Source organism: Citrobacter sp. Colony219 (assembly GCF_019382635.1).
Classification (GTDB): domain Bacteria; phylum Pseudomonadota; class Gammaproteobacteria; order Enterobacterales; family Enterobacteriaceae; genus Citrobacter; species Citrobacter youngae.
Genome location: NZ_CP080033.1, coordinates 1,397,146 through 1,410,567 on the forward strand (window position 1 = coordinate 1,397,146; position 13,422 = coordinate 1,410,567).

At 56.4% G+C, this 13,422-nt stretch carries 11 protein-coding genes; 4 read left to right on the plus strand and 7 right to left on the minus strand.

Annotated elements, in window-relative coordinates; genetic code table 11:
- Window positions 1–74: 74 nt before the first annotated feature.
- The 6 genes from fbpC to JTI85_RS05965 all read right to left on the minus strand — a co-directional run bounded on the left by fbpC (window position 75) and on the right by JTI85_RS05965 (window position 7,856).
- Window positions 75–1,121 (minus strand): ferric ABC transporter ATP-binding protein, encoded by a 1,047-nt coding sequence (fbpC, locus tag JTI85_RS05940; RefSeq protein ID WP_003838618.1) that lies wholly within the window; start codon window positions 1,119–1,121, stop codon window positions 75–77.
- Between the two features lie 11 nt (window positions 1,122–1,132).
- Complete coding sequence (locus JTI85_RS05945; RefSeq protein ID WP_219352258.1) at window positions 1,133–3,211, minus strand: iron ABC transporter permease; 2,079 nt, start codon at window positions 3,209–3,211, stop codon at window positions 1,133–1,135.
- 69 nt (window positions 3,212–3,280) lie between these two features.
- Complete coding sequence (locus JTI85_RS05950; protein WP_003021397.1) at window positions 3,281–4,312, minus strand: ABC transporter substrate-binding protein; 1,032 nt, start codon at window positions 4,310–4,312, stop codon at window positions 3,281–3,283.
- Window positions 4,309–5,601: an MFS transporter family glucose-6-phosphate receptor UhpC gene (uhpC, locus tag JTI85_RS05955; RefSeq protein WP_200036978.1), complete on the minus strand. Its 1,293-nt coding sequence runs from the start codon at window positions 5,599–5,601 to the stop codon at window positions 4,309–4,311. Before uhpC ends, JTI85_RS05950 begins: the two co-directional genes overlap by 4 nt.
- Window positions 5,602–5,685: 84 nt before the next feature.
- Window positions 5,686–7,227, minus strand: a complete 1,542-nt coding sequence (locus JTI85_RS05960; protein WP_219352259.1) for an MASE1 domain-containing protein — start codon at window positions 7,225–7,227, stop codon at window positions 5,686–5,688.
- Complete coding sequence (locus JTI85_RS05965) at window positions 7,227–7,856, minus strand: response regulator transcription factor (RefSeq protein WP_061068800.1); 630 nt, start codon at window positions 7,854–7,856, stop codon at window positions 7,227–7,229. Before JTI85_RS05965 ends, JTI85_RS05960 begins: the two co-directional genes overlap by 1 nt.
- Before the next feature lie 328 nt (window positions 7,857–8,184).
- Between JTI85_RS05965 and tauA the strand changes: the two genes are divergently transcribed.
- From tauA to tauD, 4 genes are read left to right on the plus strand one after another with little or no spacing between them, the layout of a single operon-like run.
- On the plus strand, window positions 8,185–9,147 hold the full coding sequence (gene tauA / locus JTI85_RS05970; protein ID WP_219352260.1) for a taurine ABC transporter substrate-binding protein: 963 nt from the start codon (window positions 8,185–8,187) through the stop codon (window positions 9,145–9,147).
- A 12-nt stretch (window positions 9,148–9,159) separates the two neighbouring features.
- Window positions 9,160–9,927 carry a taurine ABC transporter ATP-binding subunit gene (tauB, locus tag JTI85_RS05975; protein ID WP_172742527.1) on the plus strand — a complete coding sequence of 256 codons (768 nt, stop codon included), beginning with the start codon at window positions 9,160–9,162 and terminating at the stop codon, window positions 9,925–9,927.
- Complete coding sequence (gene tauC, locus JTI85_RS05980) at window positions 9,924–10,751, plus strand: taurine ABC transporter permease TauC (protein ID WP_199944950.1); 828 nt, start codon at window positions 9,924–9,926, stop codon at window positions 10,749–10,751. Before tauB ends, tauC begins: the two co-directional genes overlap by 4 nt.
- Window positions 10,748–11,599, plus strand: coding sequence for a taurine dioxygenase (tauD, locus tag JTI85_RS05985; RefSeq protein WP_115600870.1), 852 nt, complete (start codon window positions 10,748–10,750; stop codon window positions 11,597–11,599). Before tauC ends, tauD begins: the two co-directional genes overlap by 4 nt.
- A 54-nt stretch (window positions 11,600–11,653) precedes the next feature.
- Here tauD and JTI85_RS05990 read toward each other — a convergent pair whose 3' ends face one another.
- Window positions 11,654–13,360, minus strand: coding sequence for a lysophospholipid acyltransferase family protein (locus tag JTI85_RS05990; protein WP_048212473.1), 1,707 nt, complete (start codon window positions 13,358–13,360; stop codon window positions 11,654–11,656).
- Window positions 13,361–13,422: the final 62 nt, after the last annotated feature.

Here is a 13,422-nt window from a genome sequence, read left to right on the forward strand (position 1 = left end):
TGATAAGCGTAGCGTATCAGGCATTGCCGGATGGCGGCGCAAGCGCCTTATCCGGCCTACAATGCCACAAAACGTTATGCCGCATCCGCCAGAACAAACATGCCGTACGGGTGGATTTCGAGGTAATACTGCTCGCCGACGTCCGGCTGTAAACGCGTAGCGTTGACCTGCAATAAGATCTCCTGCCCGTGCCATTCCACCGTGACTTCATACTGGGGTCCCATATAGGCCACGTGGCGGATCACGCAGCGCTGACTCTCTTCGCCGCGATCGCTGAGCGTGATCGCTTCCGGGCGCACGCCGACCATACCTTCGCCTTGCGTATCAAAGTGCAGCGGGCGCGGCAGATGATAGCCGTAGATATCAACGTATTGGTCACTGAAGGTGGCCGGGAACAGGTTGGCATCACCCATAAAGCTTGCCATAAAGCGCGAGGCGGGCTGGCGATAAAGATCCTGCGGTGAACCGATCTGCATGATGTGCCCCTTGTTCATCACCAGCACGGTATCGGAAACCGCAAAGGCTTCGCTCTGATCGTGGGTAACGTACAGCGAGGTGATATCAAACTGCTTTTGCAGTTCGCGGATCTTGTCGCGCATGCTGCGACGCAGGTTGGCGTCGAGGTTGCTCAACGGCTCATCAAACAGCAGCACTTTCGGCTTGAGGATCAATGCGCGCGCCAGCGCCACGCGCTGTTGCTGACCGCCGGAGATCTGATCGACATAGCGCTCTTCGAAGCCTTCCAGATCCACCATCGCCAGTGCCTCTTTGACACGGGCTTTCACCTCAGCGCGGGACACGCCGAGCATCTTCAGACCGTAACCCACGTTCTCTCCCAGCGACATATGCGGGAACAGGGCATAGGACTGAAACACCATACAGATATCACGCTGCTGAATTGAGCGATGGGTGACGTCTTCGCCATCAATGAAAATCTGCCCTTCGCTCGGTTTTTCCAGCCCGGCGACCAGGCGCAAAATGGTGGTTTTACCACAACCGGATGGGCCGAGCAGCGTCACCATTTGCCCCTGCGGGATGGTGAGGTTGATATTGTCGATAACCGTGTTGCTGCCAAATCGTTTGGTGACGTTGCGCAGTTCAACGAAATTTTTCTGAGTCATAGTGCGCTCCATTACGCCTGGTTTTTGGCTTTTGAACGGGAGGTACGTGATTCACCGATCAGCCAGTCAAAGATGAAAATAATCGCCAGCATCACCACGATCAGAATGGAACCGTAGGCAATCGCCACACCGTATTCGCCATCTTCCACGCGGTTCAGGATGTAGGCCGTCGCTACACGGGTATCCGGCGTGACGAGGAACACAATGGCGCTGACGGTGGTAATGGCGCGCACAAAGCTGTAAATCAGCGCCGAAAGGATCGCCGGGCGCAGCAACGGCAGCAGGATGTGCGTAATGGTACGCAGCGAACCGGCGCGCAGGCTGAGCGAGGCTTCGTCCAGTGATTTATCGATCTGGCCTAAGCCCGCGATACCCGCCCGAATACCGACCGGGACGTTACGCATTACCATCGAGATAATGACAATCGCCGCCGTACCAGTGAGGTACACCGGGGCGCTGTTAAAGGCCAGAATGTACGATACGCCCGCGACGGTGCCTGGAACGGCAAAGCACAGCATAGTGGTGAACTCGATGGTCTTTTTGCCCTTAAACTGCTGGCGCACGACTACCCAGGCGATCAGCAGGCCGAAGATGGCGGTGATCGGCGCGGCAATACCGGCGTAGAGCAGGGTGTCGAGCAGTGAAGGCCATGCGCCGTCGCTCATCCCCTGACCGAACAGTTTGGTAAAGTTCGCCAGCGTCAGGGTGTAGTCCACGCCCCAGTTAACGGTGAAACTGCCGTAGAAAATGCTGCCGTACAACAGGGCGTTAAAGGCAATCCACACCGCCAGCAGCGCGACCACGCTCCATACCAGCGTCACCGGCAGCGGCTGCACGTCGCCCCGGTAGGATTTACCGGAAACGGTGACGTATGAGCGTTTACCAATCCACATATATTGCACGCAGAACACCAGCAGCGAGAACAGCAGCAGGAATGCACCCAGCGTACTGGCGGCCTGGTAGTCGAGCTGCGAACCGGTGATGTAGAAGTAGATTTGTGTTGCCAGCACGTCGAAGTTACCGCCGAGCACCAGCGGGTTACTAAAGTCGGCCAGCGATTGCACAACCACAATCAAAAAGGCGTTGGCCAGCGCGGGTTTCAGCAGTGGGACAAACACGCCGTTAAAGGTCTGCCAGCGGCTGGCACGCAGGGTGTATGACGCTTCTTCCAGCGACGGATGAATGGTTTTGATTGCTCCGTCGAGGATCATAAACGCCATCGGCGTGAAGGCCAGTACCTGCGCCAGCCAGATGCCGGTAAAACCGTACAGCCAGTTGGTGTTGGTTAAGCCAAACCATTCGACCATAAATTCGGTGATGTAGCCGGAGCGTCCCATCATCAGCGTGACGCCTAAACCCACGACAAACGGCGGGGTGACGATCGGCAGAATCGAGAAAATTCGTCCGATAATAGCGCTGCGTCTGGCGATACGGGTGGTATAGATAGCCAGTACCAGACCAAAGAAGGTACAGCCGACGCCGACGGCAATCGACAGCATAATCGAGTTGAGGATCACCTGAATGATATGCGCCTGAGACAGCACATTCATAAACGCCAGCGGGGCAAATTCCCCGGCGTCGTTGGTGAACATCGGAATAAAAATCGCGATACTCGGCCAGACGATAAAAATACCGATCAAGGCGATAATCGCGGTGAGCGAGCCGATGACGAAACGGTCGCCACCCAGCCATTCCAGACGGGTGAGCGCCAGGGTCATGATCGCGCCAAGTGCGATAAATAGCACGATGGTGGCATAGCCTAAGCCACGCCCCTCAAGAGTCGCGCTGGCGACGATAAACGCCATACAGAAAAAAGCCCAGCCCGCATCAAGATAATGGCGGCCGCGCTGTTCGCGCCTGGCCTCATGGAACGGGCGAACCAGCAGCAGGCTTGGCAGCAGATACCACAGCCAACTGATATTCAACTGTGACCAGCCGTAGGCGGCGAGTATTTCCTCGCGCGTCGACTCCAGCAGACCGTAGTCCAGGCTCCAGCCTGGCAACAGGGCAAACGCCAGCCAGCCGAGCAAAACCCAAAGAAATATCGCATCCCGTTTTTTCACGGGATGGAGTGCAAGTGTGTGTGACATAGCGGTTCCGGTATTCCAGGCCGGATGCGGTATTTACGCCGCACCCGGCAAATGATCGCCGATGTAGGTTTATTTACCCATCTTCACTTCGCTGACCCACTTATTGATCAACGCTTTACGCACGTCGGTCGAGCCGTACTTATCCATGTCGTAATTGATAAGCTTCAGATCGTCGAGTTTCAGCGAGTTAGGCGACGTCTCGGCGGTGGTGTTGGTCAGGATCTGATAGGACTTGCCTTTCTTCCACGCCAGCTCCTGAGCATCTTTTGACAGTACCCAGTCAACGAACAGTTTGGCGTTGTCGAGGTTGCGCGCGCCTTTCAGAATGCTAACGCCGCCGATCTCATAGCCAGTACCTTCGCACGGTGAAATTAGCTCCAGCGGTGCGCCCTGTTCTTTTTCCAGCGAGTAGTCGTGCAGGAAGCCAATGCCAATCGCCGTTTCGCCACGGGCGGCGTTACGCGCCGGAGCAATGCCGGATTTAGTGTATTGAGAGACGTTGGCGTTGAGCTGTTTCAGGTAGTCAAAGGCCTGATCTTCACCCCACAGCTGGGCAAAAGTCGCCAGTGCGGTGTAGGCGGTACCGGAGCTTTGCGGGTCAGCAATCTGGATTTCACCTTTGTATTCCGGTTTGGTCAGATCCTTCCAGCATTTTGGCACCGGCAGGTTTTTCTCTTTCAGGCGCTGGGTATTGACGCCAAAGCCCAGAATACCGACGTAAACCGCGGAGGAGAGATTGCCTTTCACCTTCGCGGGATCGCGGAATTTCTCCATGATCTGTTCGAGATTGGGTGATTTATACGGCTGCAGCAGGCCCATTTCACCGGCCTGGGACTGCGGATCCAGCGTACCGCCGTACCAGACGTCCGCCTGCGGATTTTTCTTCTCGGCATCGACTTTCGCCAGCGTACTGCCCGAGCCGTTGCGAATGAATGAGGTTTTCACATCATATTTTTCACCGAAGGCTTTGGTTTCGGTTTCGCACATCTCGTTAGTGGCGCTGCAATACACCACCAGACGGCCCTGCGCCTGGGCTGCATTGCTGAAGGCCGCCAGCGTCAGCGCGGAAGCAATCAGGGTAGAGGTAAGCGTCAGTTTCATTGTTTTATCCTTTGACTGAGAGAAGGGGTAATGCCCGCAATGAGCAGCGGCATCAGCAATAAACCCATAAAGACAGCTGCAACCGAGAGCAAACTGAACATTCCCGACCAGCCGTAGTGTTCTATGACCAGCGACAGCGGCCAACCCGCCAGCGCGGCCCCCAGGTAGGCGAATAGCCCGAGAAAACCGGTAATTGAACCTGCCGCTGCTTTGTGTCCGCACTCCACCGCCGCGAGGCCAATCAGCATCTGCGGGCCAAACACAAAAAAGCCCACGGTAAAGAAACAGACAGCCAGTAGCGCGTAGTGGTGCACCGGCGCCAGCCATAGCGCGGCGACGGAGACCATCAGCCCCAGCGTGAACAGCAAAATCATCGGCGCACGCTGACCGCTGAACAGCAGATCCGATCCCCATCCGGCAAACAGCGCACCGAGCAAGCCGCCGACCTCAAACAGCATCACCGTGGCATTGGCGCTGAGCAAATTCACGCCGTGGCTTTCTGTCAGCCAGATATTGCCCCAGTCGTTGAGCGCAATGCGGATTAAATAAACCAGTACATACGACACGCCAAGCAGCCAGATCATCGGGTTCTTCAGCATGGTTATGCGCAACATTTGCCACAGTCCCATCGGCGGGCTTTGCTGCTCCTGACGCAGCTCCAGCGGATCATGCCGCCATTCCCCAACCGTCGGTAATCCCTCTTCCCGGGGCGTGCCTTTCAGTTGCAGGGTGAGCCAGATACCTAACGCCATGCTGATAATCCCCGGTGCCAGCATCGCTGCCTGCCAGCCCCACCAGTGGGCGGCAAAGGCGCTAATCAGTGGGATAACGGCGCCACCGATGTTGATCGACATATTCCAGCAGCCCCACCAGAATCCACGTTCGTTGCGCGAGTACCAGTGGGTCAGCAGGCGGGCGCAGGGCGGCCAGCCCCAGCCCTGGAAAAAACCGTTTAGCGTCCAGATCGCCAGCAGTAGCGTCAGCGATTCACCAAACGCGAACACCACGTTCAGGATGCCGGTAGCGAACAGGCCAATGCCCATAAATGCGCGCTGCCCGTGGCTGTCGTGCCAGAGTCCCGCGGTAAACTTCGACAAACCATAGGTCAGGTAAAACAGCGATCCCAACAGACCGATATCACTTTTATCCAGTCCCAGATCCATTTGCAGTGCCGGGATCACGTAGTTAACGCTTTTGCGCGTCAGGTAAAACGCCGCGTACCCGATGACCATGCACATCAGCAGTTGTGGACGCAGCGTCCGGTATTGTTGGTTGATGTCGGTACGCATAGCCGTCTCCGTTTTGCTGACTATAAGAAAGTGAAATCGAAAGGGGATGAGAGAAAGTCCGCAGTGGCTAAGACTTTTTCCTGGTTAGTGGCTGATTTGTTGCAAATTTGTGGGCAGGTTAACAATTACCCGCGTGCCGCTGTTCGATTCGAGCGTCAGCTCGCCGCCAAGAGCGCTGACTCGCTCACGCATTCCCTGGATACCGAAACCGGGAATTTTTTCCGGCAGAATGCCCACGCCGTTGTCCGTGACTTCCAGCAACAGGCAGTGATCCCGTTGGCGCAGCGCAATCGACACTTCGCTGGCGTCGGCATGTTTACAGACGTTATTGAGTAACTCCTGCAACAGACGGTACAGCGTAAAGCGCACCGTTTCATTTTCAGGCGTATTTGCCAGTCGGTAATCAAACCGGCAGTGAATACCCCGTTCGGCAAAGGCAAATTCATTCACCAGATGGTGCAGCGCATCTTTAAAAGACAGCTCGTCAAGCGCGGGTGGGCGTAGCTGGCGCAGTAGCTGGCGGGTCGAGTGGTGGATACGCCGGGCAAGATCGTTGATCTGGTTCGCCGCGTCGAGCGTTTGCTCAGGACCCTGCGAACGTTTAACCAGTTGAGACTGAATTTGAATGGCGGTGATGTTCTGACCAATTTCATCATGCAGTTCCCGCGCCAGGTTTTTGCGCGTGTTTTCTTCCGTGCGGATCAGTTGTTCAGTCAGCGCGCGGCGGGCCGCCAGTTCGCTTTCCAGACGCTGGCGATAATGGTGCAGGTTTTGCGCCAGATGCTGCTGGCGGCTGATGGCGATCCCCAGCCCTATACCCAGCAGCGCCTGGGTGGCGAGGAAAATCTCCAGCTCCACTAAGTTGCTGAACCCGACGCCGATTTGCCGGGCGATGGTGATCATCATACTGCCGAGCAATCCGGACAACACGCCGCCCTGCCAGCCAAATTTCCACGCCATCACCACGTTCGGTAGGAACACCACGATCAGCAGCAGGCGCTCGATCTCCGGCGACAGCACCATCTGGGTGCCGATGCCAATAATAAAAAACAGGCTGCACCAGATGATAAGTGAGGTGCGCAGCGGGGGATTGGTGGTATCCAGCCCGAGCAGATGGTAGCGGTGCTGCTGGCGCAAAAATTCATAGATCAGATAGACAAACGGCGTCAGTAGCACACCACCGGTAAACGACGCCAGACCTATTAACGTTGCCGGGCTTTGAATAAAAGGTGAAAGCAGGGCGGTATTGAGCAATGAGGTGAGCGTCACCGCGGCCAGCAGCAGCGTTAAGCGCTGCCAGTAAAGGGGGAAGCGGTGCCAGTATGACTGGCCGATACTGGCCGGTATCAGGCTTATCAGCGGTGCGGCCAGCAGAAGATAACCGTTGAGTAACTGTTCGTTGTGCAGCCAGAACAGGATCAATACCGGCGGCAATACCAGCGCGGGCCAGTAGCGGCGAGACAGCAGGATCAATAGCGCGAGATACACGCCGTGTGGCAGAAATAATGCCGCCTGCTGACCATTGTGGGTCAGGTAAAAACCTAACGTCCACAGCATTAGCCAGCCCGAACCCCAGGCCAGCAGAATAAACAGAGAGATAACCCAGTGGCGAAGGCTACGAGACATTAATGCCCCGTTAATAGCTGGTGGTCGAGGGCAAAATGCACCAGATCGATGGTGCTGTGGCATTGCAGTTTGCCCAGTACGTTCGCCCGATGAACGTGCACCGTCTTGTGGCTGAGGTCGAGCTTGAAGGCAATCTCTTTTACGCTGTCGCCTTTGACCAACAGCTCAAACACTTCGCGCTCGCGTGGGGTCAGTACTTCCAGTACCTGCGCGGGCTGTTCGCCGCCGCGTAGCGCCCGCAGCGCATCGGCGCACAGGTAATGCCCGCCCATACCGACCGATCGTACCGCCTGCACCAGTTCTTCTGGTCCACAGCGTTTGGTCAGATAACCGCTGGCACCGGCATCCAGCGCACTTTGCACAAACGTGGGTGAGTCATAGATGCTGAGAATGATGGCGCGAAAACCGGGTTTTTGCGCCCGCAGCCGTTTTAGCAGACTCAGGCCATTTTCATCCGGCATGGCGATATCCATGACCGCAACATTGACGTCCTCGCGCAGTAATGCCGGCCAGGCCTCTGCTGCGCTGCTGTACTGGCCGATAACGGCGAGATCCTCTTCGAGACCGAGTAATTGCGCAAAACCGGAACGCACCACCACATGGTCGTCCACCAGCACAACATGAATCATGATATTGCTCTTTTGCCTGACAAGAATATCTATGATGCCTGCCAGCGCCACGCTGGCAATCATCCAGACGCAGTTATGTAACGAATGTAACAAAATCGCAATAATTTACAGCGAGTGTAGGCCTGATAAGGCGCTTGCGCCGCCATCCGGCAACAGTGCCTGATGGCGCTGCGCTTATCAGGCCTACGTTCTGTAATGAGCGAAATTGCTAACCATTGCCGCTTTTTTTCTAAAAACGCTTTGTTCTTAGCCAGAATTTTTAATTCCTTTATCAAATTGTGCCGCAACGAAATACTGCCTCCATAACAAGACAGGGGAGCAGACAATCATGGCTATTTCATCGCGTAACGCACTTCTCGGTGCACTGGCATTCATCGCATTTCAGGCGCAGGCGGTGAACGTCACCGTCGCCTATCAGACCTCCGCTGAACCCGCCAAAGTGGCGCAGGCGGATAACACCTTTGCTAAAGAGAGCGGAGCCACCGTTGACTGGCGCAAATTCGACAGCGGCGCGAGCATCGTGCGGGCGCTGGCTTCCGGCGACGTGCAGATCGGTAATCTTGGCTCCAGCCCGCTGGCGGTCGCTGCCAGTCAGCAGGTGCCGATTGAGGTTTTCCTGCTGGCATCAAAACTTGGCAATTCTGAAGCGCTGGTGGTGAAGAAAAATATCAGTAAACCGCAAGATTTAGTGGGCAAACGCATTGCGGTGCCGTTTATCTCCACCACCCACTACAGCCTGCTGGCGGCGTTAAAACACTGGGGTATCAAACCCGGTCAGGTGGAGATTGTGAACCTGCAGCCGCCGGCAATTATTGCCGCCTGGCAGCGTGGGGATATTGACGGCGCGTACGTCTGGGCGCCGGCGGTCAATGCGCTGGAAAAAGACGGCAAGGTGTTAACCGACTCTNCGAAGGTTGGTGAGTGGGGCGCACCGACGCTGGACGTGTGGGTGGTACGCAAAGATTTTGCCGAGAAGCATCCTGAGGTGGTGAAAGCCTTTGCCAAAAGCGCTATCGATGCGCAGCAACCTTATATCGCTAATCCCGATGAGTGGCTGAAGCAGCCGGAGAATATCAGCAAATTGTCGCGTTTAAGCGGCGTGCCGGAAGCGGATGTGCCGGGACTGGTGAAAGGTAACACTTACCTGACGCCGCAACAGCAGACTGCCGAACTGACCGGATCGGTGAACAAAGCCATTATCGACACCGCGCAGTTCCTCAAAGAGCAGGGCAAAGTCCCCGCTGTCGCGACGGATTACAGCCAGTACGTTACCGATCGCTTCGTGCAATAAAAGGAGGCGCTGATGCTGCAAATCTCTCACCTCGCAGCCAGCTACGGTGGAAAACCGGTGCTGGATGATATCAACCTGACGCTTGATAGCGGCGAACTGCTGGTGGTACTCGGCCCTTCCGGCTGCGGCAAAACCACGCTGCTAAATCTGATTGCCGGGTTTGTGCCGTATCAGCACGGCAGCATTACGCTGTCAGGTAAGAAGGTGGAAGGTCCAGGCGCGGAGCGCGGGGTGGTATTCCAGAACGAAGGTCTGCTGCCCTGGCGTAACGTGCAGGACAACGTGGCTTTTGGTCTGCAACTGGCGGGGGTGGATAAACCTCAGCGTCAGCGTATTGCCCTGGAGATGTTGCAGAAAGTCGGGCTGGAGGACGCGGGCAAACGTTTTATCTGGCAGCTTTCTGGCGGCCAGCGTCAGCGTGTTGGTATTGCCCGGGCGCTGGCGGCCAATCCACAGCTCCTGCTGCTCGATGAACCGTTTGGTGCGCTCGACGCGTTTACCCGCGAGCAGATGCAAACTCTGCTGCTGAAGTTGTGGCATGAGACGGGTAAACAGGTGCTGTTGATTACGCACGATATTGAAGAAGCGGTATTTATGGCCACCGAGCTGGTGCTGCTCTCATCCGGCCCTGGTCGGGTGATGGAGCGTCTGCCGCTTAATTTTGCCCGGCGCTTTGTGGCCGGGGAAGCGAGCCGCAGTATTAAGTCCGATCCGCAGTTTATTGCCATGCGCGAGTACGTGTTAAGCCGCGTCTTTGCGCAACGGGAGGCGTTCTCATGAGCGTAGTTATTAATGATAAACCGCGACAGCGCACGCTGAACTGGCGCTGGCCGTTTTCACGTCAGATAACGTTAAGCCTTGGTACGCTGGCCGTCATTCTGGCGGTGTGGTGGACGGTGGCAGCGCTGCAATTAATCAGCCCGCTGTTTTTGCCGCCGCCAGGGCAGGTTTTGCAAAAACTGCTCGTTATTGCCGGGCCACAGGGATTTATGGATGCCACGCTGTGGCAACATTTGGCAGCGAGCCTGGCGCGAATTGTTATCGCCCTGCTGGCCGCCGTGCTGCTGGGCGTCCCGGTTGGGATCGCGATGGGCCTGAGCCCGACGATGCGCGGCATTCTCGATCCGATCATTGAATTATACCGTCCGGTTCCGCCACTGGCCTATTTACCGCTGATGGTGATCTGGTTTGGTATTGGTGAAACCTCCAAGATCTTGTTGATCTACCTGGCGATTTTCGCGCCTGTTGCGATGTCGGCGCTGGCCGGTGTCCGCAGCGCGCAGCAGGTAAGAGTACGCGCCGCACAATCACTAGGGGCCAGCCGTGCGCAGGTGTTGTGGTTTGTTATTTTACCCGGTGCATTGCCGGAAATACTCACCGGGCTGCGCATCGGGCTGGGTGTCGGCTGGTCAACGCTGGTGGCCGCAGAGCTGATTGCCGCCACGCGAGGTTTGGGTTTTATGGTCCAGTCCGCCGGTGAATTTCTGGCAACGGATGTGGTGCTGGCGGGGATCGCGGTAATTGCCGTTATCGCCTTTATTTTAGAACTGGGTCTGCGCGCGCTTCAACGTCGTCTGACGCCCTGGCATGGAGAAGTACAATGAGTGAACGTCTGAGCATTACCCCGCTGGGGCCGTATATTGGCGCACAAATCACCGGTGCGGATTTGGCGCGCCCGCTGAGCGATAACCAGTTTGAGCAGCTTTATCACGCCGTACTGCGTCACCAGGTGGTGTTTCTGCGTGAGCAGGTGATTACGCCGCAACAGCAGCGTGCGCTGGCGCTACGTTTTGGCGATCTGCATATTCACCCGGTCTATCCGCATGCCGAAGGAGTAGAAGAAATTATCGTGCTGGATACCCATAACGATAATCCGCCGGATAACGACAACTGGCACACCGATGTCACCTTTATCGACACGCCGCCTGCCGGGGCGATTTTAGCGGCGAAAGAGCTGCCATCAACCGGGGGCGACACCCTGTGGACCAGCGGGATTGCCGCTTTTGAAGCGCTCTCTGAACCGTTTCGTCAGTTGCTGAGCGGCCTGCGGGCAGAGCATGATTTCCGCAAATCGTTCCAGGAGTACAAATACCGTAAGACGGAAGAAGAGCACCAGCGCTGGCTGGACGCGGTGGCCAAACATCCCCCGTTACTGCATCCGGTGGTGCGCACGCATCCGGTAAGCGGTAAACAGGCGCTGTTTGTGAACGAGGGATTTACCACGCGGATTGTGGATGTCACGGAGAAAGAGAGCGAAGCGCTACTCGGGTTCCTGTTTGCGCATGTCACTAAACCAGAGTTTCAGGTGCGCTGGCGCTGGCAGCCTGACGATGTGGCGATTTGGGATAACCGTGTGACGCAACATTACGCCAATGCGGATTATCTGCCGCAGCGGCGCATTATGCATCGGGCCACGATTTTAGGGGATAAGCCGTTCTATCGTGCGTCGTGAGTTCCTGACCGGTGCCGATTGTGGGCCGGATAAGGCGTAAACGCCTTATCCGGTCTACGAACCTAAATGCGGTCCGATATACCGCTGGTAGCGATTTGCCTTCAGATACGTTAAATCCACCAGTACCAGACCATCCACGCAGTTGTTAAAGTCCGGGTCGCTGCCAAAGTCGATAAACTGTACGCCACCTGGCTCACACACTTCGGAATATTGCTTGTAGAGTGGTGGAATACCACAACCAAGGTTGCCGAGCAGCGACTTCAGCCGCGTCAGGTCTTCACTGTAATTTTCCCCGCCAAACTGCGCCAGTGCGTCGGGTAACGAGGCCGGGTACGGTCGGCGTGACTCCGCCAGCGGATGTGTTGCCGGAAACCACAGGCGATAAAAGGCAACCAGCAAATCGCGGGCCGAAGGCGGTAGCCCACCAGAAATAGAAACTGGGCCAAACAGGTAGCGATAGTGTGGATGGCGCGCCAGATACGCGCCGATACCGGACCACAGATAGTCCAGGCCGCGGCGTCCCCAGTAGCGTGGCTGAATAAAGCTGCGCCCCAGCTCAATGCCGTGCTGGAGGATATCGTCCATCCGTTCGTCGTAATGAAACAGGCTATAGCTGTAAATGCCGTCCAGCCCGCGCTTTTCCATCTGTAGGGCGGTCGGCATAAAGCGGTAGGCACCGACGATCTCCAAATCGTCTTCATCCCACAGGATCAGATGCAGGTAGTCATCGTCGTAACTGTCGATGTCGCGGCGTTTGCCGCTACCTTCGCCTACCGCGCGGAAGGCGATTTCCCGCAGACGGCCCAGCTCACGTAGCAACGGAACCTCTTCCTGACCATTACGCTGCCATAGATAGATAACCTTACCGTCTGCTGTACGCCCCAGGCACTCGGCCTGGTGTAGCTCGCGCTTGAGCAGGGCACGGGGTTCCGGGCGAGCGATCGCGCTTTCGGTTTTAAAGACGCCCGGCCGTCCTTTTCCCAGTAGCTGAACGTGTCGGTAGCACTTGTCTGTCATTTCTCGCGGCGTAGTTTGTGGGTTGCACCATGTCGTCCACGCAATTTGCTCGCCAATGGTCACCGGCAGGTTGCTGTTCCGGCGGCGAAACATCTGCTGCATTAACAACAGCATCGGCAGGTTTTGCGATACCAGTGCGCTGGCATAAAACAGCGTGCTATTGCGTGCCTCAATCCACGCAGGTAAGAGCGGTGCACGGTATTTGGCGGCGAGCTTAATAAAGCCGGAGTGCCATTTTTTATCGTGAATGCCGCGCCGGGTTATGCGCGAAACTTCACCGGCCGGGAAGAAGATCAGCACACCGCCGTTTTGCAACTGTCGATCCATCAGCTGTAGCGCTGCTTTAGCGGTGCGGCCATTGATATTATCCACCGGAATAAACAGCGAACTGAGCGGTTCGAGATGAGTGAGCATGCGGTTGGTGACGACTTTAACATCGCGGCGAACGCGAGAAACGGCGTACAGCAGGGCCAGGCCGTCGAGTGTGCCGGTAGGGTGGTTGGCGATGATAACCAGCGGCCCTTGTTCGGGAATTTGTTCCAGACTACGGACCGGAATTTGACAGTGAATGTTGAGATGCTCCAGCACCTGTTCGACGGTATCTAACCCTTTCAGATGGCGGTGACGAGCGGCAAACTGTTGGAATTCCTCTTCATGTAACAGTTTTCTCAGCACTTTTTTTTGCCACGGGGCGGGCCTCGCCTCTGGCCACAGGTCGTCGATGACATTGTCGAGACTAAACATAGCGGCTCCTCCTCTGTCCTTTTGTGACAGTAGAAGGGCGATGTGTCGGTTAGATGGCGGTT

Coding starts and splice junctions, on each gene's coding strand:
- fbpC (WP_003838618.1), bottom strand. CDS start 1,121: ATGACTCAGAAAAATTTCGTTGAACTGCGCAACGTCACCAAACGATTT.
- JTI85_RS05945 (WP_219352258.1), bottom strand. CDS start 3,211: ATGTCACACACACTTGCACTCCATCCCGTGAAAAAACGGGATGCGATA.
- JTI85_RS05950 (WP_003021397.1), bottom strand. CDS start 4,312: ATGAAACTGACGCTTACCTCTACCCTGATTGCTTCCGCGCTGACGCTG.
- uhpC (WP_200036978.1), bottom strand. CDS start 5,601: ATGCGTACCGACATCAACCAACAATACCGGACGCTGCGTCCACAACTG.
- JTI85_RS05960 (WP_219352259.1), bottom strand. CDS start 7,227: ATGTCTCGTAGCCTTCGCCACTGGGTTATCTCTCTGTTTATTCTGCTG.
- JTI85_RS05965 (WP_061068800.1), bottom strand. CDS start 7,856: ATGATTCATGTTGTGCTGGTGGACGACCATGTGGTGGTGCGTTCCGGT.
- tauB (WP_172742527.1), top strand. CDS start 9,160: ATGCTGCAAATCTCTCACCTCGCAGCCAGCTACGGTGGAAAACCGGTG.
- tauC (WP_199944950.1), top strand. CDS start 9,924: ATGAGCGTAGTTATTAATGATAAACCGCGACAGCGCACGCTGAACTGG.
- tauD (WP_115600870.1), top strand. CDS start 10,748: ATGAGTGAACGTCTGAGCATTACCCCGCTGGGGCCGTATATTGGCGCA.
- JTI85_RS05990 (WP_048212473.1), bottom strand. CDS start 13,360: ATGTTTAGTCTCGACAATGTCATCGACGACCTGTGGCCAGAGGCGAGG.